This window comes from Lysinibacillus sphaericus (assembly GCF_002982115.1).
In the GTDB taxonomy this organism is placed as follows: Bacteria; Bacillota; Bacilli; order Bacillales_A; family Planococcaceae; genus Lysinibacillus; species Lysinibacillus sphaericus.
The window spans coordinates 2,878,102-2,897,783 of record NZ_CP019980.1; the positions used below are offsets into that span (position 1 = coordinate 2,878,102).

The 19,682-nt window shown below is 36.7% G+C and carries 18 protein-coding genes; 8 read left to right on the top strand and 10 right to left on the bottom strand.

Going from position 1 to position 19,682, the window contains the following annotated elements; translation table 11 throughout:
- Positions 1 to 130: 130 nt before the first annotated feature.
- Together LS41612_RS23350 and LS41612_RS14580 are read right to left on the bottom strand one after the other, a co-directional pair.
- A complete protein-coding gene (locus LS41612_RS23350; protein WP_162832722.1) occupies positions 131 to 271 on the bottom strand; it encodes a hypothetical protein in 141 nt (46 codons plus the stop codon).
- 16 nt (positions 272 to 287) lie between these two features.
- On the bottom strand, positions 288 to 512 hold the full coding sequence (locus tag LS41612_RS14580; RefSeq protein WP_024363423.1) for a hypothetical protein: 225 nt from the start codon (positions 510 to 512) through the stop codon (positions 288 to 290).
- Positions 513 to 720: 208 nt separating this feature from the next.
- Here LS41612_RS14580 and LS41612_RS14585 point away from each other — a divergent pair, with 208 nt between their 5' ends.
- A complete protein-coding gene (locus LS41612_RS14585; protein ID WP_024363422.1) occupies positions 721 to 3,201 on the top strand; it encodes a winged helix-turn-helix domain-containing protein in 2,481 nt (826 codons plus the stop codon).
- Positions 3,202 to 3,262: 61 nt separating this feature from the next.
- On the opposite strand, the gene coaW is transcribed toward LS41612_RS14585, so the two are convergent.
- Together coaW and LS41612_RS14595 are read right to left on the bottom strand one after the other, a co-directional pair.
- Entirely contained in the window at positions 3,263 to 4,099 is an 837-nt protein-coding gene (gene coaW, locus LS41612_RS14590; RefSeq protein ID WP_024363421.1) for a type II pantothenate kinase, read from the bottom strand.
- A 443-nt stretch (positions 4,100 to 4,542) separates the two neighbouring features.
- Complete coding sequence (locus tag LS41612_RS14595) at positions 4,543 to 5,277, bottom strand: SDR family NAD(P)-dependent oxidoreductase (protein WP_024363420.1); 735 nt, start codon at positions 5,275 to 5,277, stop codon at positions 4,543 to 4,545.
- Between the two features lie 266 nt (positions 5,278 to 5,543).
- Between LS41612_RS14595 and LS41612_RS14600 the strand changes: the two genes are divergently transcribed.
- Entirely contained in the window at positions 5,544 to 6,365 is an 822-nt protein-coding gene (locus tag LS41612_RS14600) for a squalene/phytoene synthase family protein (protein WP_024363419.1), read from the top strand.
- A gap of 96 nt (positions 6,366 to 6,461) precedes the next feature.
- On the opposite strand, the gene LS41612_RS14605 is transcribed toward LS41612_RS14600, so the two are convergent.
- Positions 6,462 to 6,950, bottom strand: coding sequence for a metal-dependent hydrolase (locus LS41612_RS14605; RefSeq protein WP_024363418.1), 489 nt, complete (start codon positions 6,948 to 6,950; stop codon positions 6,462 to 6,464).
- Positions 6,951 to 7,167: 217 nt separating this feature from the next.
- Between LS41612_RS14605 and LS41612_RS14610 the strand changes: the two genes are divergently transcribed.
- The gene (locus tag LS41612_RS14610) at positions 7,168 to 8,415 is read left to right on the top strand and encodes a ferredoxin reductase family protein (RefSeq protein WP_024363417.1); all 1,248 of its coding nucleotides are present in this window, start codon (positions 7,168 to 7,170) and stop codon (positions 8,413 to 8,415) included.
- Between the two features lie 59 nt (positions 8,416 to 8,474).
- Here LS41612_RS14610 and LS41612_RS14615 read toward each other — a convergent pair whose 3' ends face one another.
- Complete coding sequence (locus LS41612_RS14615; RefSeq protein WP_024363416.1) at positions 8,475 to 9,680, bottom strand: MFS transporter; 1,206 nt, start codon at positions 9,678 to 9,680, stop codon at positions 8,475 to 8,477.
- Positions 9,681 to 10,129: 449 nt separating this feature from the next.
- Here LS41612_RS14615 and LS41612_RS14620 point away from each other — a divergent pair, with 449 nt between their 5' ends.
- Together LS41612_RS14620 and LS41612_RS14625 are read left to right on the top strand one after the other, a co-directional pair.
- Positions 10,130 to 10,618 carry a hypothetical protein gene (locus tag LS41612_RS14620; RefSeq protein WP_024363415.1) on the top strand — a complete coding sequence of 163 codons (489 nt, stop codon included), beginning with the start codon at positions 10,130 to 10,132 and terminating at the stop codon, positions 10,616 to 10,618.
- Positions 10,619 to 10,824: 206 nt separating this feature from the next.
- A complete protein-coding gene (locus LS41612_RS14625) occupies positions 10,825 to 11,997 on the top strand; it encodes a pyridoxal-phosphate-dependent aminotransferase family protein (protein WP_024363414.1) in 1,173 nt (390 codons plus the stop codon).
- A gap of 88 nt (positions 11,998 to 12,085) precedes the next feature.
- Here the strand turns inward: LS41612_RS14625 and LS41612_RS14630 are convergent, their stop codons facing one another.
- The 3 genes from LS41612_RS14630 to LS41612_RS14640 all read right to left on the bottom strand — a co-directional run bounded on the left by LS41612_RS14630 (position 12,086) and on the right by LS41612_RS14640 (position 14,726).
- The gene (locus tag LS41612_RS14630) at positions 12,086 to 12,787 is read right to left on the bottom strand and encodes a YwqG family protein (RefSeq protein ID WP_024363413.1); all 702 of its coding nucleotides are present in this window, start codon (positions 12,785 to 12,787) and stop codon (positions 12,086 to 12,088) included.
- A 153-nt stretch (positions 12,788 to 12,940) separates the two neighbouring features.
- Entirely contained in the window at positions 12,941 to 14,263 is a 1,323-nt protein-coding gene (dsdA, locus tag LS41612_RS14635) for a D-serine ammonia-lyase (RefSeq protein ID WP_024363412.1), read from the bottom strand.
- Positions 14,253 to 14,726 (bottom strand): YaiI/YqxD family protein, encoded by a 474-nt coding sequence (locus LS41612_RS14640; RefSeq protein ID WP_024363411.1) that lies wholly within the window; start codon positions 14,724 to 14,726, stop codon positions 14,253 to 14,255. The genes dsdA and LS41612_RS14640 overlap by 11 nt, the downstream gene beginning before the upstream one ends.
- 187 nt (positions 14,727 to 14,913) lie before the next feature.
- Here LS41612_RS14640 and gdhA point away from each other — a divergent pair, with 187 nt between their 5' ends.
- The 3 genes from gdhA (at position 14,914) to LS41612_RS14655 (ending at position 18,043) form a co-directional block, all read left to right on the top strand.
- Positions 14,914 to 16,287 carry an NADP-specific glutamate dehydrogenase gene (gene gdhA / locus LS41612_RS14645; RefSeq protein WP_024363410.1) on the top strand — a complete coding sequence of 458 codons (1,374 nt, stop codon included), beginning with the start codon at positions 14,914 to 14,916 and terminating at the stop codon, positions 16,285 to 16,287.
- A 243-nt stretch (positions 16,288 to 16,530) separates the two neighbouring features.
- Complete coding sequence (locus LS41612_RS14650) at positions 16,531 to 17,217, top strand: phosphoribosylaminoimidazolesuccinocarboxamide synthase (protein ID WP_024363409.1); 687 nt, start codon at positions 16,531 to 16,533, stop codon at positions 17,215 to 17,217.
- Between the two features lie 172 nt (positions 17,218 to 17,389).
- Positions 17,390 to 18,043, top strand: coding sequence for a YIP1 family protein (locus LS41612_RS14655; RefSeq protein ID WP_024363408.1), 654 nt, complete (start codon positions 17,390 to 17,392; stop codon positions 18,041 to 18,043).
- Positions 18,044 to 18,103: 60 nt separating this feature from the next.
- Here LS41612_RS14655 and LS41612_RS14660 read toward each other — a convergent pair whose 3' ends face one another.
- Positions 18,104 to 19,306 carry an NAD(P)-dependent malic enzyme gene (locus LS41612_RS14660; protein WP_024363407.1) on the bottom strand — a complete coding sequence of 401 codons (1,203 nt, stop codon included), beginning with the start codon at positions 19,304 to 19,306 and terminating at the stop codon, positions 18,104 to 18,106.
- Positions 19,307 to 19,682: the final 376 nt, after the last annotated feature.

Sequence of the window (19,682 nt, forward strand, 5' to 3'; positions counted from 1 at the left end):
ACATCCTAAAAATCATTATGCCTTAAGCAAAATAAAGAAAATCGAATCGTTTAGATGTATGTATTTGTTTAGCCTTGCTGAAACTAAAAAATGCTCCAAATAGTAACTTGGAGCATTCCACTTAAATTACTTAACGACTTTTTTTGCTTGGTTGCTGGGGATTATTATGAATAACTTGATTAAATTCGGCTGAATATTCTTCCCGATCATTTCTTTTATGTGTATCTTCTTTCTTTTTCTTTTTGAAACTTGTTTTACTTTTCTTTGCCATTGCTAACGCCCCCATTTTAGTTCTTTTTATTGGATTGTTGGTTTTTATCATGGTTCGTTTTATTGTTTTTGTTTTTCGCTTTAGCATCAAATTCTGCACTGAATTCTTCGTTTAAATTATCATTTGGGTTGTTATTGTTACTATTACTATCATCAAGGTCTTTACTTTTATACGTTCCAAAAGGATTATGTGTTCTTTTATTCATTGTTTTATTGTTATTTTTATTATTTCTATTTCCCACAGATTTTCACCTCCTCCTTGTAATGTGCGCACGCGTGAAGGTTTTATGCTATGGTGAAAACTTCAATGGAAAAATTCCAACTACTGCAAGACTTACCATACTGACAAATTGGAATAAACAATCTAGCAAACTTCATATATTATAAGAAGATATACTACATAATACTTTCACTGTACGTCATAACTTAAATCATAAAAGGAGACATACCATGTCAAGTTCTCTATCATCCGCGAAATTAAATGTGCCTTATAGTACGACCGAAACAATTGAAAGACCTAGATTACATGATTTCTTTCGTGAAAATGACCAGAAAAGGATTACAATACTTCGCGCGCCAGCAGGCTACGGCAAAACAACACTTTTAAGTCAATGGCTTACCCATTCTCAACAACCAATTGCTTGGGTCGCCATAGACCAAGCAGATAATGATCCAATCAGATATTGGACTTTTGTCTTTCAGGCAGTAGCGCAAGCCTGTGAAACCGATGTTGATAAAGTGCTCGCACCACTATTACAAGGGCAAGATGTTTCCACTTTCGATTTTCTGATGGAGTCGTTTATCCATGAACTAAATACGGCTAAAAAAAGCTTTCATCTTGTAATGGACGATTACCATTTGATAGAAAACGAAACAATTCATCGCACGATGATTAAACTAATCGAACAACTACCATCTTATGTTCACATATATTTGACTACTCGAACAGCTCTTCCATTACCAATTGCGATATGGCGAGTAAAACAATGGGTACATGAATGTAATACCGAACATTTACGCTTTACTTACCAAGAAACAAAGCAGTTTTTTTCCTTAAAAAATTCAATCTCATTAAACGAACACCAATTACAAACAATACAAAATAAAACAGAAGGATGGATCGCAGGATTACTATTAACGAGTCTAACTAATTTTAATGAAGTACAACCATTTATTTCTAATTTTTTGTGGCAAGGCATTATTCATAAACTCCCAAAAACAATACAAAATTTTCTGTTAAAAACCTCTTTTTTACATGAATTAGAGCCTGCTATATGTGACCAATTAATAGCGGAGACGAATAGTGCAGAACTATTAGCTTATTTAGAAGAAAATGGCTTGTTCACAGTTTGTCTTCAATCATCAAAACTTGTTTTCCGCTATCACCATTTATTTGCTGAGGCATTACAAGAAGAACTGATGAAGCAATATACCGAACAAGAAATAAAGTCCCTTGTCGAAAAAACGGTTCAATTAATTTATGGAAAAGGTGATTACACTTCCGCGATTGAATTAGCATTAAAACATCATCTATATGAGCAAGCCCAACAATGGATTTCTCATCATCTTGTTCAACTTTTTTTATCAGGTCAAACTGCAACTTTCATGCGCTGGTTACAACAGCTAAGAGACAATCAACAAACAGTCCGTTATGAAATGCTTATTTTGGGCTATGAACGTGCAATTTCAATATTAGAAATGACAACCGCTACCTCCATAATGGAAGAGCTTGAACAGCGTCAACTCAGTGAACAATGGATGGAACAAAAAGAAAATATAGCTATCGCGAATATTTACGAACGAACCAAAGCATATGCCTTAGTTGCCTCGGGTGGGAAATTACAAACGGTGAAAGAAATATTAGAAAAACAGCTCGCTACACAACAAGCTCCGTGTCGTTGGGATAAAGTACGAATGCCCTACAATAATTTTGAATATAAACTTTCGCGCACAAATTTAGCTTCAAAAGGCAAATTACCCGCAATGGATGAAGTTCCAAAAATTACACAGCTATTTCGGGATACAAATTTTAAAACATTATATGTGACCGCCTATATATCTGGCATTGCTGCTGAGGTGTACTATGAGAGAAATTTACTAGAAGATGCGCAAAAGGAGCTTGATATTGCAATCCAATTAACTCAACAACAGCCAGATCCTAACTTATTTGTTCCTATGTATTTGCTAAAGGCTAACATTTACATGCATCAACAGCAAACCAATACAGCGCGCGCTATGCTGACACAATTGTTAGAAGATGTTGTTGAAAAGCATTGGCGGAATACTATCCAAATTATGATTGCTTTTTGTTACATTGTGGAGGGTGATGACGAGCGTGCAGAGTCTATCCTACAGGCTACAAAAACGAAACAGCCATTTTGGATGCTAGTGTATGCTAGATTATTATTATTAAAGAAACAACCAAATGATGCATTATCTATCGTTGTACAAGTTAAAACAAAAGCACAACAAGACGAGCAAGTTGGGACAATTATTGAAGCAACCATTCTTGAAGCCGTTTGCCAACTACGTTTAGACAACCATGATATTGCTTTAGATACTTTACACGAAGCGCTACAATTGGCAGCAAAGTTTTACTATGTACGAACCCTTTTAGACGAAAAAGAAATACTGCCCCTTCTCAACCAGTATTTTCAATTAGAGTCCTTAACATCTAAATGGAATCCTGTCCCTAAAAGTTATTTTGACTATTTACAAAAAAATTGTACAGTGAAGAAGGAACCGACTGATTTACTTACCCCGCGCGAACAAGAACTCTTCGATTTATTGACAAAAGGGCTGAGTAATCAAGAAATAGCCAAACAACTGCATTTATCTAATGGTACAGTTCGCGTTTATTTATCTACTATTTATAGTAAGCTAGGTGTCAATTCAAGAGCGAAAGTAATTGCACTTAAAAACCAACGATAGCCATTCGTAAAAAAAATGTACATCACTAAAATCGTTAGGGATGTACATTTTTATTTGTCCTTTAGACAATTGTATATTCAGTTATGTTAAGTAAGGCACCGACTGCACCGGAAAAACCGTGGTCATTGATAAAAACAGGTGTATGCTTTTTCGTGCGTGTATAATTAGCAATGACTTGTGCAAGATGTTCATTATAACTTAAGGTAGAGCCAATATACACAATATGTTGTGCATTTTTTTCCTCAGCATATTGAATACTAAGCGTCGTAATAACTTCACCAACGAGGCCTTGAACAGTCGCAATAATATCCTCAGCAGGCTGTTTCAATTCCTCAGTAATACTGACTTTACCAAAATTACTTGCCGTTAAATGCCCGTCAATAGGTGTATCCATACCTTGATAAATATCTTTGACAAGCAAGTCTACACCTTCACGATTACCCTTTGTAGCCATCTCTCGGATTTCATTGTAATCTGTAATCCCTGTTGTAAGCGCTGACAATCCAATCAAGGTTCCGCCCCCAACGCCTGTCCCTCCTACACGTATATGGGTGTTCCCCTCCATATAATGGATTGAAGTTCCTGTACCGATATTGGTAATCATACTACGCTCGAAGAAGTATCCTTCTTTATTTAGTAAAAAACGAACTCCCTTCAATGTAGCTTCAAACTCTACTATATAATGAATCGATTTCATTGTTTTGATGACATCAAGTAATTGTTCTGTACGCCCCCCCGTAACACCAATATCCTCAATATCTGGATTATTTCGAATCCACTCCATTACAGACTGCAAATCATTAGACGGAAAAGTTGTTAAAATAAGCTCATTGTGCTCGTCTAAATAAGCAACCTTCGTCAATGTGCCACCTGCATCAATACCTATAGCCTTTGGCATACCATTCTCCTTTAACTTTATTCAGCAGAAATTTTTCTACCTAAATAGATGGTTAGTTGAATATGAATACTAGTTTACTCTTTTATTCAGCGTGTGTCTAAACGCTAACTAATAAAAGTTCATGCCTCCGGCGATTGTCACGGATTTCAAAAGGAGTTTTTTGTGTATGCACAATTCAAAATCCTGACGCACTTTATTTTGCGCGAAAGCGAAAGGTCAGCGATCATTACGCCGAGGCATAATTGAATATTCGCTCTCCCTAAACTTTACCGCTGTTGAAATGATTGTGCAATAACTTGGCAAACTTTCATGTAAAATAACATGAAAAAAAGCTCGTTAAATAGATAAATTAAACAAATTATAGAAATTTATGTAAAAAAAGAGCCCCTGTCAAAACAGTGAACTCTTTTTGAAATCGTATGAATTCTAACAAGCAAACATAATTATTGTGCAGAATATCCGCCATCAATTACTAGTTCGCCACCTGTAATATATGAAGCTTCATCAGATGCTAAGAATAAAATAGCATTGGCAACTTCTTCTGGTTGGCCAAGACGACCCATTGGAGTAGCACGAACTAACATATCCATTGCTTCTTTGAATTGACCGATGTTCGCAGTCATTGGTGTTTCAATTACACCTGGGAATACTGTGTTTACACGAATATTAGATTTTCCTAATTCAGCAGCCGCAGCACGTGCGATGGCGCGTAAAGAACCTTTTGATGCTGTATATGAATTTAAGCCAGAACCGATAATAGCTGTGTATGAAGATGTATTAACGATTGAGCCTTTACCTGCCTCTTTCATGTATTTAGAAACGTGTTTAATTCCTAAAAACGGACCGAATGAGTTAATTTTGTGCATAATCGCCCAATCTTGGTCTGTAATATCTTGTGGAGATTTTTGTGAAGAAATACCAGCATTGTTGATTAAAATATCAATTCGACCGTATTTTTCTATAACTGCTTTTGTAAATGCAGCCCAGTTTTCATCAGATGAAACATCTAATTTCATACCTTCTACATTTTCTAATTCAGAAATTTTAGCTAAATTTTCTTCGTTAATATCCGCAGCGATGACGATTGCGCCCTCTTTAGTGAATAATTCTGCCATTGAAGCACCCATACCTGATGCGCCACCTGTAATAATTGCAATTTTGTTGTCTAAACGACCCATAAATAAAAACTTCCTCTCTGTTCTATTTCGCATAAGCGTCTTAAGCGCTGTAACGTATCTTTTTATACCAACAGTCACCAAGTACTTTAAAACTAATACCGATATTCAAATACTGTATAGCTTTAAATAGTTTACTATTAAACTTTATCATATATTTGAAGTGTTTTCAAAGATTATGACTAGAATTTAAACAATCTGTTTTATCTTTCTCCTGTTTTGCGATACGATATAGATAGAGGCTTGACCATTTGAACGGAGGAATACAAGTGAAAGATCAAAAAACACTTTATAAAGAAGCGATGCATGTTTTAAAAGAAACGAGTCGCACATTTTATATACCTATTACTTTTTTAAAAAATGATTTAAAAATGTCTGTTGCCGCTGCTTATTTAGCGATGCGTGCCATTGACGAAATTGAAGACCATGAAAAGCTATCGAATGATGTGAAGTTTGATTTACTTTCAGCAATAAGTGAATTATTAAAAAATGAATTCGATGCTGAAGCATATCAAACCTTATTAGCTCCATATGCCGATCAACTGCCGGAAGTTTCCCTTCGCCTAGCAGATTGGTTAACATTTTGTCCAGATGGATCTCGAAAAATTGTCCAAGCTTCTACAAGTGAAATGGCTTATGGCATGGGAAAATGGGCAAAAGCCAACTGGCAAGTGCATACACGTGAAGATTTGGATGACTATACATACTATGTGGCAGGTCTCGTTGGAACAATGCTGTCAGAGTTATGGGCGTGGGGTGCAGGCATTCAAACAGATCGTGATTTAGCGATTGGCTATGGTCGCGGACTTCAAGCCGTCAATATTTTACGTAACCAGCATGAAGATTTAGATGAGCGTGGTGTAAGCTTCGTGCCGGACGGTTGGACACGAGAAGATTTATTTGCCTATGCAGAGGAAAACTTAGCCAAAGCAGACCTTTATATAGAGGCTATTAATAAGCGTACCATTCTATTGTTCTGCCGACTCCCACTTGCGCTAGCGCACAAAACATTAAAAGCGATGCAAGAAGGTCGTGAAAAAATGACACGCGCAGAAGTGGAGCAAACAGTAGAAGAAGTGCAAGGAGAATAGAGGTGCCTGACACCCAAACAATTCAAACAATTCACTTCAATTTATAAAAATGCATAGGCCCTTGTCTTAAGTAAGCTTAAGACAAGGGCTTTGCTTTTATATTTCGCTGATAAATCGACTAATCAGCTCATAGCTCAAGTATAGCGAAAGTACAGATAATAATGTAAATACAATCTTTTCTACTTTTCCACCTGTTCTTGTTGTTAGTGGAAAACGAACCGACATGTTGAACGGAAAGAAAAGCTTCACTCCCTGTTTCGTTCCCATATCCAATATAATGTGACTCGACATCCCTATTAAAAGTCCCGCAACAATCGACGGATATGGAATAATTGTCTGTAACAATAGCGCGACAAGAACCACAAACAATAAACTATGTGTAAAAGAGCGATGTCCAAATAGCTTGTTTACCATTTTTGAAATAAGAGGAAAGGTTCTCCCGATTTTACTTCCTCCGTGGCAAATATCTGGAAGTAATGCACCGAGTACACCCGCTCCTACTAATACAAATGGATTATCATTCGAAATTTGTGCAAAAGCAAGGCTTGCTGTGATGCCTCCAACAATATGTGTATTCCCTTGCATGATATCTACCTCACTTTTTATGTATTAAACATGTTACTTTTCTACTGTACCATATCCCTCATTAAAATAGAACATACATTCCAAACATACGTTTTTATTTTACAACGTTCTATCTTTTTAAAAATTTATTACACGAACATCAAAATATCAGAAATAATTCAGTAACTAAGTGTATATCTAGTATGTCGAGAGAGAAAAATGATTACTGGAGGTTAATATGAAATCGTATAAAGGAATGCTATTTATTTTAATAACAATGTGTGGCAGCGGCTTACTATGGTATTTTGCCACTCCGATTGAAACGATACATGTGTTAAATAAGCTTAGTCACATCGTCGGCGGATTGGCGATCACTGGATTTTTTCTAGTATTTTTATTAGCAACACGAGTGAAAATTCTTGAAAAATGGTTTCACGGCTTAGAATATGTTTATATGTACCATAAATATTTGGCGATTTTGTCATTAGGGTTGGTCATTCTACACAGCCAATTACAGGATTTGGTCCCTCATGGAGACCAAGCTATTGAAACGCCGCTGAGTGAATTTGCAAAAGAACTTGGAGAGCTGGCGCAAAATGGCTTTATCGGACTTATAGTGATAGCATTATTTGCTAAATTTCTAAAATATGAGCATTGGCGCTATATCCACCGCCTATTGCTAATTCCTTATGCATTAGGTCTTTACCATGCATACTTCTCAAGTAGATATGATTTATTTCAACCGACACCTTTAGGGATATTTACGGCCATTACTGCTATTGTCGGGACTATGTCCGCTCTGTACATGCTGACAATGTATCAGGACATGCGCTTTAAACATACGGGTAAAGTTTCAGGCATTCGGAAATTAGGTGACAGTGCTGTTGAATTAGAATTAACTTTAGATCGCAAACTGAGTTATCAAAATGGCCAATATATCTTTTTAAAAATTTTCCAAACGGGGCTAGAAAAAGCGCCACATCCCTTCTCTATTTCAGGTGGAGATGGGCAAAAAATATATGTAACGATTAAAGCACTTGGAGATTTTACTAAAAAGGTCAATGCACTGATACAATTAGATTCAAAAGTAGCCGTTGAAGGCCCCTATGGTCATCTAGACTTTGACAAAGGTTATCAGCAGCAAATTTGGATAGCAGGCGGTGTAGGTATTACACCTTTTTTATCGTATTTACAATCTAATCCTACCGATCGAGACATTGAATTATTTTACACTTACCGTGGGCACAACGATGCGATTCACAAAGATCTTTTGCAAAAATATGCAGAAAACAATAAACATTTCAAAGTGAATTTTATTGATACGACTACTATGGACAGGCTGACATTTGATGATGTTTCAGTGCCAGCCCATACGAGTATCTTTATGTGTGGGCCTGAAAAAATGGTAAAACGTTTTACAAAACAGTTTAAACAATCTAGCACTAACGATATCGATATCAACTTTGAAGCTTTTAAATTTAAATAATAGCCTTATTTCCAAATAAAAGAGGCTTACATCCCCTAGAAGAGATGTAAGCCTCTTTATTATTGATTCATTTTGATTACAAACAACTGCCTATTTTTACCGATTAGGATACTTACTATTGCTAGTAATAGACCCGAAATCATAAATACTATTCTTATGCCGAATACATCTGCTATTATGCCCATTACTAAAGAGGCAATGCCAAATCCCCCCGTTAAGATAGCGCTTAAAGCCGTATAAACAGCAGATAATTCCTTTCTTGAAACACTTGTTTGAATAACGGTATGTTGTGGGATGCTCTTTATTTGCCCAAAAAGCCCCACACAAAAAGTTAAAAATAATGCAATGTTTGGCATGCTATTGACACTAAATAAAATAGTGGCACAACACGTAAATAATGATCCAATCACCATCACTTGCGCTATGTTCTTTTCAATGGATGCGCTATATTTCACACAATAAATGCTGCCCACTATTAATCCCACAAAATATATGCCATTGATAAAGCCCCACCACCGCTTGTCAACATGCAAAGCATCATGGACAAATACCAATATAATGGCTGCAATCCATACCGTACCCGCAATGGTTTCAAGAATATCAATCCATACGATTTGACGTAACAAAGGGGTATTCCACAATGTTTTCCAGCCCTTAACAACCTGATCTATTTTCCCTTGTTGTTCGAGTGATTGCTGGTCTACATTTTCTAATAAAGATAATACAAAACTCGCTATAGCAAACAAACACCCCACAACCCAAATAAGTTGCTGAGAGCTGAGAACAAGTAAAAATAGGCTCCCTACAAACCACATAATGGATTGAATAAATTGCGTGACTCCTTCATCTATGCCATTTGCTTTCAATAATTGTTCATCCTTCACATAATAAGGAACCAATGTCTGTCTTATTGGGTTGGCACAGCCATCAAGAAATGCAATCATACTGATGACAATAAACAACAGGTAAAAATTTGTTGTGGAGATGCTAACTAACAATAGCCCTAAAGCAAATAATAAACACGTTTTTCCGATTTGCGAACCTGCCATTAACCACTTTAAATTTACCTTCTCGAACAAAAGCGGCGTCAATATACTGGACACAAACATCGATGTTGCAATCGTAAATGGCACAAAGGATGCGGCAATAGCTGATCCCGTTAAAAGATAAATGATATGAATAACACTTACGATATATAAAACGTCACCTATATTGGCAAGTGACTGCCCTACAAGTAATAACCAAAAATTTCTACCCAAATTCATAAACTATCCCCCATTTTTCAAGAAAATAAATTCATTGAAATGGGCGATTTTAAATTGGAAGATTCATGAAACTTGCCTCCCCCATTTTTAACGAAATACCATTCATTAAAATGAGGGATTTTTAAATTGGACGATTCATACAAACGGTCTCCTTCTGCTAGCTGATAAATCAGGGGGATTTAGATTTATCAAATTTTTATAGTGAATAACTTATTTTTCTATATTTTTATTTTCCATACAATAAATCTTGCTTACAATTATACCGATATTTATAAAAAATAGTTGTTTTTTTATTTACTTACAGAGCATGTTGAACTGGATGATATCATAAAGTGATTTAATGTTCCCTAAAGTAATTAGTCCATTTTTATAGGACTATTACGATATTTCTTGGGAAATGATGTGGATTTTATGTGCTCTAATAAACGTGTTGAAAGGGGAGAGTTTTAATGAATTATTATGATCCGTATTATAGTGATTATGATGCAGTCTTTGGTGGTTTCATGGTGGTTTTCTTTTTCGTATTATTGGGCATGTTAATTGTTGGGTACGTTGTGAATGCACTTATTTATTTTATGGCTTCGAAAACAAACGGTTTTAGCGATGTAGCTTATATAGCATGGATTCCAATTATCAATATTTATAGTTTATTTCTACTTACCGCCAATGGTGATGATGATGCGACAATCCGTGCAACAGCGAAAAAAACAACATTCATTTATGCAGCATTATTTATCATTTCGTTCGTCCCATTAGTTGGATTTATTGCTTCACTTGTTATGTTCGGCTATTGGGTTTACTACACATATCGTCTTCTATTCCGCTGGACTGGTGAGTCTGGAAAAGCCGTTCTCTACATTATTTTATCTATTATTACATGTGGCTTATTCTATGCTATCTACGGCTTAATGCGTATGAAACGACCATTTATCGTATAGTTGTAGAGTAAAGAGCCTCTTTAAATCCCTTTTCGTCCAGCAAGACGGAAAGCGGATTTTTTTGTGCTTATACCTTGTCGTTTCTGTTCATTCCCCTCCTATTTCCAATATTTTTTCCAAAATGAAGCCAGCGTTCCCGATGAATATGCTATATTATAGTTAGAAAATTTAGAATTTCTAATTTTTAAACAAAGGGGATTTTATTTATGTATGAAAATATTTTAAGACATCCAGGACCTACACCGATTCCTAAAAAAGTGCAACTTGCGATGAACCGAGATATCTTCAGCCATCGAAGCAATGAATTTGTTGAGCTATATCGTGAAACGACAGAGCTAGTGAAAGCTGTTTTCGGCACGAAGCAGGACATATTATTGCTTCCATCTGGTGGCACAGCAGCACTGGAGGCTGCTGCTGTCAATACCGTTAATGCGGGCGATGATGTTGTTGTCATTACCGTAGGAGCTTTTGGAGATTATTTCGTTTCAATTTGCGAAAAATATGGCTTTAACGTACATAAGCTAGCAAAACAATGGGGACAAGCATGCACAGCTGAAGAGTTGCGTACTTTTTTACAACCTCTACAGCATATTAAAGCTGTTTTTATTACGTACAACGAAACGTCAACAGGTATTTTAAATCCCATTGCAGCGTTAGCACAAGTCGTGCGTGAAGAAAGCGATGCGTTAGTTATCGTTGATGGCGTAAGCTGTATTGGTGGAGCTCCTGCTGAGATGGATGCGTGGGGAATTGATATCCTCGTAACAGGCTCGCAAAAGGCGATGATGCTTCCACCTGGGCTTTCTCTCGTTAGCGTTAGTGACAGAGCTTGGAAAGTTATCGAAGAAAATACTATGCCATCTTATTACTTAAATTTATTGAGCTATCGTGATTGGGCTCACAAAGGGATGACACCAAATACCCCTACCATCACACTTATTTATGGATTACGTGAAGTATGTAAACTCATTGAAGAAGAAGGTGGCTTTGCTCACACTGTTGCACGCCATGAATTGATGAAAAATATGGTGCGCAGTGCAATGAAAGCTCTTCACATGGAATTATTGACAACGGATGAGTTCGCTTCACCAACGATTACTGCTATCATGGCGCCAAAAGGTATTGCATTAAATGCGTTTTTACATCACCTTAAACAACACTATCATTTAGATTTTGCTGGTGGTCTTGGGCCTTTACAAGGGGAAATTTTTAGATTTGGGCATATGGGCTACTGCTTCCCTAGCGATATTTTACAAGCCGTTTCTTTAATGGAAGCGGCATTGCAAGACTTTGCCTATGACTTTGAGCCAGGTGCAGGTGTCAGCGCAGCACATAAAGTGTTTTTAGCCGCACAGGCGAATACGATTACAAGCCCCTAATTAGCTGACCTATGAGCTTGGACAAAAGAGAAAAAATGTTAGATTGACTAAAGTCGTTCTAACATTTTTTCTTATCTAGACAATTTTCTTACAGACTATAAAGATAATAATAAAGTTGAGTAAAATCCTTTGCAATTAACGAATCTCGTTCTATAAAAAATTGTAATGTACCCGAGTCTGCTATCATAGCATATGTTTTTTTAGCATTGCCTTCCATATCTAATTGAAATAGTAACTCAGCATTGCTATTTTTTTCATCAAAGCTATTTTTATCCATAAATGCATAGCCACCTATTTTCGTTCCACTACCATCTGTTTCATCAAAGTACTTTGAATAAGCAGGATTCTCTATTGGTAAGTCATAATGAACGGAGCGAGGATCCGTATACGGTACTAGCTCTTGAAGTAATGTTGCCTTCAATGCATAAGGACCCCCAAAAATAATCGGTTCACATAGCTCATACTCCATTTCTTCATCTGAAAATGGCTCGATATCATGAGAGGGATCAAAGTCCGAATAATACCGACAATAATAGCCATCCTTGTCAACACCATAATCTTCATCCGCCAACACAAAAAACTGTAGAAGCCCTTGCTGTGGATAATCTTTTAGCTTAGGTAGCTTTGCAAAATTAAGCTGTGCTATAAACATATATGGTATGCCACTGCTATGTACTGGGAAGTCATCACCTAATTTACTATACGGTCTTCCACCTAATTTACTATCCGTATAAGTAACTGACTCCTCTACTGCTTGTAAAATAATCGCCTGCTTTAATGAATCCTTCAATAACGTTCAATCCTTTCCTATTAACTAAAAATAATTTCCTAATTAACATCCTGCAAAATAAAAAGACACATACCACTCTAACAGAGCATATCTGTCTTTTTATTGACTTTACTCATCATTTTATCATTAACTGTTTTTCATTATTTATTTTTGCTACATGTTCACCTTCGCCATGTACTCTTCTCGCATCTCTTGTGGTACCATACTTCCCCCTGTTGCCCAGACAAGATGTGTAGCTTGTTCCATTATATCCTGTAAATGATGCTTTTCTATATAGTTTTGTCCGTTCTTTAGCAAATGAATGGGACCAAACATTCCCGCATGTGCAGAAGGCTCTAAAAATACCCCTTCACTTTCCATTGCTAAAGCAAGGGACATAAACAATTCTTCATCTTTTACGGTATAGCAACCGCTAATATACGATTCCATCACTTTTCCTACAAATTTAGAAGCACGCCCTACAGCAAGACCGTCTGCTTCTGTTTGATTGTCCAAGCCAATATCCTCTACACTGATTTCATCATGTAAGCCTGTCATAAGCCCAATCATCATACAAGGTGAGGCAGTTGGCTCCGCAAAGAAGATATGAACATGCTCCCCGAATATTTCACGTAAACCGTATGCAACCCCTCCAGGTCCACCCCCTACCCCACATGGTAAATAAACGAACAATGGATGTGCTTTGTCCACTTGAATGTTTGTCTTTTCTAACTGGACTTTTAGGCGTTTTGCTGCTACTGCATAGCCAGCAAATAAATCTTTTGAATTTTCATCATCAATAAAATGACACATTGGATTTTGTGAAGCTTCCAGACGCCCCTGTTCTACAGCAACACTATAGTCTGCTTTATATTCAATAACCGTTGCACCTTTTTCTCTTAGCAACGCTTTCTTCCACTCTTTTGCGTCACTAGACATATGTACAACGACATTGAACCCTAATTTTTTAGCCATTATGCCGATACTGAGCCCTAAATTACCAGTTGAACCTACGGCAATCGTATACTGCTGAAAAAACGTCCGTAGTTCTTCAGTGGCGAACACCGCATAATCATCTTCTATTGTTAACATACCATTAGCAATCGCCAAACGCTCTGCATGCTTTAAAACTTCATAGATTCCACCACGAGCTTTGATGGAGCCAGAGATAGGCAACGTGTGATCACATTTTAAAACGAATTTACCTGGAATGGATAGTGCGAACATTCTCTCGAGTGCCTTCTTCATTTGTGCAATTTGTTGAATAGGCGATTCAATCAGCCCTTTACTGTGTAATAGTTCAGGATAAGCAATAGTTAAATAGGAAGAAAAGCGTTGCAGCGTTTCTTCCGCATCTTTAACCTCCTCGTTAGAAAAGAGTGTTGTTTTTGCCTTTTTCGTCCATTTTGTATTCTCCCAAAATACAGTCTCCCGATTTTTTATCGTTTCTAATAGTGGATATTGGTGAAATAATTCGTGTTTTAGGTCATTTTCCATCTGCTGATTCCTCCATTTTTTGCGCTAAAATTGCTCGTTCACAAATTTGTCGAAATTTCATTTCGAACAGCATATTATTTTCTTTCGTTCTTTTTTTAGGTCCCTTGGTTCGTCCTCCAGCACGTCTAATTTTCTGCCCAACATGGCGCATATCGAGCAAACGTTCGATATTTTCATTAGACATTTCCCTGCCATTTTGATCGATTGGATAACCTCCACGTGCCAACACCATGGCCGCTAAACCGTAATCCTGTGTAATAACAATATCATGTTTTGAAAGCGCATTCACTAGCGTGAAATCAACCGAATCTGGACCCTTTGGTACAATAATTGTTATTACATTATCACGTTCAATACGGTGTGATGTATCGCAAAACAAGATAGTTTCAATCTCAAACTCAGATGATATAGATAGCGCTAAATCCACGACTGGACAGGCATCAGCATCAATTAATACCTTCACAATAAGGCATCATTCCCTTCTCATTATTAGATAAATCAAGTACCTTGATATTATTTTAATATAATATTTTCTTGACCCTGTTTGCTCATTTTTTCACAAACTTATCCAACTTGGAAAAAGTATTTTATTGAATAGTGTGAAAAATAGATATACGATACACCTATCAACCAATTTGGAGGTTTTCATTATGACAACAACAACTTTAAGCAATGAACAATTAGCACAAGAATACGTTGACGGCGTGTTCGAGCAACTAAAACAACAAAATAGCCATCAAGCGGAGTTTTTACAAGCAGCTGAAGAAATTTTCCTTTCATTAGTGCCTGTATTTGCACAACACCCTGAATATATTAAAGCAAATATTCTTTCTCGTATCGTTGAGCCAGATCGCATCATTTCATTCCGTGTCGCTTGGCAAGATGATAACAACCAAGTACAAGTGAACCGTGGTTACCGCGTTCAATACAGCAATGTAATGGGTCCTTACAAAGGTGGACTTCGTTTCCACCCTTCTGTAAACGAATCAATTATTAAGTTTTTAGGTTTTGAGCAAATCTTTAAAAACGCTTTAACTGGTCAACCAATCGGTGGTGGTAAAGGTGGATCTAACTTTAATCCAAAAGGTAAATCCGATTCAGAAATCATGCGCTTCTGCCAAGCATTCATGACTGAATTATACCGTCATATTGGGCCAGATGTCGATGTTCCTGCTGGTGATATCGGTGTAGGTGCTCGTGAAGTGGGTTATCTATGGGGTCAATACAAACGTTTAACAAAAGCAAATGAATCTGGCGTATTAACAGGTAAAACTCCTGGTTATGGTGGTTCATTAGCTCGTAAAGAAGCAACTGGTTACGGTACAGTATACTTTGTAGAAGAAATGTTAAAAGATGCAAATGATTCTTTTGAAGGTAAAACAGTTGTCGTTTCTGGTTCTGGTAATGTATCGACTTATGCAATTGAAAAAGCTCAAGCTTATGGTGCTAAAGTAGTTGCGTGCTCTGACTCTTCAGGCTATATCTATGATCCAGAAGGTTTAGATCTTGATGCCGTTAAAGAAATTAAAGAAGTAAAAGGTGACCGTATATCAACTTACGTTAATTACCGTCCAAATGCTACATTTACAGAAGGTTGTACAGGAATTTGGTCAATTCCATGTGATATCGCGCTTCCATGTGCTACACAAAACGAAATCAATGGCGACGCTGCTCGTACATTAATCTCAAACGGTGTAAAAGCAATTGGTGAAGGTGCTAACATGCCATCTGACCTTGAAGCAATTAACGAATTTTTAAATGCTGGCGTATTATTTGGTCCTGCTAAAGCAGCAAATGCTGGTGGTGTTGCTGTATCTGCACTAGAAATGGCACAAGATTCAAGCCGTGTATTCTGGTCATTTGAAGAAGTAGATGCGAAGTTACACCAAATTATGAAAAATATCTACGCAGATAGTAAAGCTGCTGCTGATAAATACGGTTACCCAGGCAACTTAGTTGTTGGAGCAAACATCGCTGGCTTTATTAAAGTTGCTGATGGTATGCTATCTGAAGGCGTATATTAATAAAATCCTTTTACAATTTATTCAATCATTCTAGCATCTAGTAACTAGAATCTATTGATAAAATTTAGAATCTTCTTAATTTCACTTAAGATGATAACGAACATTCGTTATCATCTTATTTTTTTGTAGAATATAGGTGAAAAAATAAGTATAACAAAGATTAAAACGAACATTATTTATACTATATATTTAAAACATTCGTGTTATAATTATTGTGTACTATGAAATATTGGAGGGTTTTTTGTGGAATTATTGTATACAGGTAAAACGAAAAATGTGTTCAAATTAGAAGATGGTCATTATTTATTAAAATTTAAAGATGATGTAACTGGTGAAAATGGCGTATTTGATCCGGGCGCAAATACTGTTGGTTTAACAATTGATGGTGCAGGTCTTGCAGGTCTTCGCCTAACTTCTTATTTCTACTCAAAACTAAACGAACAAGGTGTCCCTACTCACTACGTAGACGCAAACTTCGATGATGCTACAATGACTGTAAAGCCCGCAACTGTTTTTGGAAAAGGGTTAGAAGTCATTTGCCGATTCAAAGCTGTTGGTTCTTTCCTACGTCGCTATGGTGCTTACGTACAAGAAGGACAACCTTTAGACTCTTTCGTAGAAGTAACAATCAAAGATGATGATCGTCTAGATCCTCCAATTTCTGAAGATGCTTTAGCGATGTTAAACCTGTTAACACATGAAGAATATGCTATTTTAAAACAACGCACAATTGAAATTTCTAAATTTGTTGGTGCAGAGCTTGCGAAAAAAGGCTTAAAACTATACGATATTAAATTAGAATTCGGCCGTGACGCACAAACAAATGAAATATTATTAATTGATGAAATCTCTGGCGGCAATATGCGCGCTTACAAAGGTGAACAATATATTGAGCCATTAGAGCTTGAAAAAATTATGTTAGCTGACTAATCACGGATTCCCCTTCATGCAACCAATGCATTGAGGGGGTTTTTTAGTGTGTAGTAGTAATATTTTTTACATTCAATCCAAAATTTCCAATCTAACAATTTTTTTGAAACCTTTTACCACTTCACTCGTATATTGAATAGAAACATATATTATCATCTTTGGAGGTACTTTAATGGAAAACTATAATGAAACACCGCAACAAGAAAGGTCTAAAGTGAATCCGTTTCTGTCTACTTGGATGCATCCAAAGCAAACTGCTCGCTATATGATTGATGCCAAATCAATCGGTTATGCAATTCTTGTTATGTCCATTGCCTATATTGGAGCTATGCTTACTGGTCTTATAGATAGTAATTTTTTACTTGATGTATCCCCTTGGATTATCGTGCTATTCTGTGTGATTTTAGCACCGATTTCAGCAATTATTGGTACAGCGTTTTCTACCCTAATTTTTTGGTTAGTCGGTAAATTATTTAAAGGTAGTGCAACGTTTTCCGAAATGTTTAAAGGATTGAGCTTAGCGGGTGTACCATTTATTGCGCTTATTCCATTCTACTTAATATGGCTATTTACATCACCTGAGTCTTTAATGGATGCTAACTACATGGAATCAGCCCCTTGGATTTTTTGGCCGTCAATACTTATGACAGCTGTTACTAGCATTTGGTCTATGGTTATTACAGTTGGCGTTGTAGCAGAAGCACATCAATTTTCAAATTGGAAGGCATTCTTTACAGTTCTTATTCCTTCAATTGTTGGTGTAGTCATACTATTTATCCTTCTTATTATCATATTCATCGGAATAATCGGTATCAGTATGATTTAAAAAAATCTCCCCTCTCAAATTATTGAGAGCGGGAGATTTTTTGGACCATAACAATTTACATTATACCGAAAGGACGGTTTGTTGCTGGAATAACTCAGATACACCAGATGCAACGGCTGCTCCACTAACTGCACGTGAAACAATTTCAACAACACGCTCATCTAATGATTTAGGCACGATATATTCCTCAGTTAATTCTTCATCACTCACAAGAGAAGCAATCGCCTCTACTGCTGCTAACTTCATATCTTCATTAATATCTGTTGCGCGGACATCTAATGCTCCGCGGAAAATCCCTGGGAAAGCTAGGACATTATTAATTTGATTTGGATAGTCAGAACGACCAGTCCCCATAATACGAACACCCCACGCTTTCGCATTTTCATACGTAATTTCTGGATTTGGATTCGCAAGTGCAAAGACAACTGGATTTTCATTCATCGATGCAATATGTGCCTCTGTTAGTAAATTCGCAACAGATACGCCAATAAAGACATCGGCACCTACGAGAGCATCATCCAACGTACCATGTAATTTTTCCGGATTTGTTAAATGCGCCACCGCATCTTTAATCGGGTTCATGCCTTCCGCACGGCCTTCATAAATAATTCCTTTTGTATCACACATATAAATATTTTTATAACCCATTTGTACAAGGATACGTAAAATGGCAATACCAGCTGCACCAGCTCCGTTAATAACTACTTTCATCGTCGCTACGTCCTTCTTCACAATACGATTTGCGTTTATCATCCCAGCACCTACAACAATTGCCGTACCATGCTGATCATCATGAAACACCGGAATATCACATTCTTGACGTAGTCGATCTTCAATCTCAAAGCAACGTGGTGCAGAAATATCTTCCAAATTAACACCACCGAATGTTGGCGCAAGCGCCTTCACAATGCTGACGATTTCATCCGTACTTTTTGTATCTAAACATAGTGGAAAAGCGTCAACATTGGCAAAACGCTTTAATAAAATTGCTTTACCTTCCATTACAGGTAGTGCTGCTTTCGGCCCAATATCCCCTAGCCCTAACACCGCAGTACCATCAGATACAATAGCCACCATATTGCCCTTCATTGTATAGTCATAGACAAGCGATGGATTTTTTTCAATTTCAATACAAGGTGCCGCTACACCAGGCGAATACGCAAGGCTAAGATCATAAGAGTCTTGCACAGGTACTTTTGAAATCACCTCTAATTTCCCACTATATTGTGCATGCATATCTAACGCTTTTTTCATAATATCCATTCAATCCGCCCCTTTTTCTTCTGTTTTATTGTATGTCAGTATCATAATACTTTGTGAAATCATAGTCAATGAAAAAACTCTAAAAAGCAGTATTTTCTTTGATAAATCAATATTTCCTATCGTTTATAACGTTTTATTGTATTGTTATTTATTTCACAATCAATTATTCTGATATAATAAATAACCTTTTTCAGCTTTTAAAAAACGTAGTTATAACAGCAATCAACCTGTTCAGTTTTTCACATAGTATTTTACTGCAGTAAATGAGAAAAATTTCACAAACTCATGTAAGCGCATCCATTGTTACATCTAAATCCGCCACATTTTATTCACATTTTTTCACAAACTTTTTTAACAACAGAAAAAAGAGTCCTTA

Coding starts and splice junctions, on each gene's coding strand:
- LS41612_RS23350 (WP_162832722.1), bottom strand. CDS start 271: ATGGCAAAGAAAAGTAAAACAAGTTTCAAAAAGAAAAAGAAAGAAGAT.
- LS41612_RS14585 (WP_024363422.1), top strand. CDS start 721: ATGTCAAGTTCTCTATCATCCGCGAAATTAAATGTGCCTTATAGTACG.
- coaW (WP_024363421.1), bottom strand. CDS start 4,099: ATGCCAAAGGCTATAGGTATTGATGCAGGTGGCACATTGACGAAGGTT.
- LS41612_RS14595 (WP_024363420.1), bottom strand. CDS start 5,277: ATGGGTCGTTTAGACAACAAAATTGCAATTATTACAGGTGGCGCATCA.
- LS41612_RS14605 (WP_024363418.1), bottom strand. CDS start 6,950: ATGCAAGGGAATACACATATTGTTGGAGGCATCACAGCAAGCCTTGCT.
- LS41612_RS14610 (WP_024363417.1), top strand. CDS start 7,168: ATGAAATCGTATAAAGGAATGCTATTTATTTTAATAACAATGTGTGGC.
- LS41612_RS14615 (WP_024363416.1), bottom strand. CDS start 9,680: ATGAATTTGGGTAGAAATTTTTGGTTATTACTTGTAGGGCAGTCACTT.
- LS41612_RS14620 (WP_024363415.1), top strand. CDS start 10,130: ATGAATTATTATGATCCGTATTATAGTGATTATGATGCAGTCTTTGGT.
- LS41612_RS14625 (WP_024363414.1), top strand. CDS start 10,825: ATGTATGAAAATATTTTAAGACATCCAGGACCTACACCGATTCCTAAA.
- dsdA (WP_024363412.1), bottom strand. CDS start 14,263: ATGGAAAATGACCTAAAACACGAATTATTTCACCAATATCCACTATTA.
- gdhA (WP_024363410.1), top strand. CDS start 14,914: ATGACAACAACAACTTTAAGCAATGAACAATTAGCACAAGAATACGTT.
- LS41612_RS14655 (WP_024363408.1), top strand. CDS start 17,390: ATGGAAAACTATAATGAAACACCGCAACAAGAAAGGTCTAAAGTGAAT.
- LS41612_RS14660 (WP_024363407.1), bottom strand. CDS start 19,306: ATGGATATTATGAAAAAAGCGTTAGATATGCATGCACAATATAGTGGG.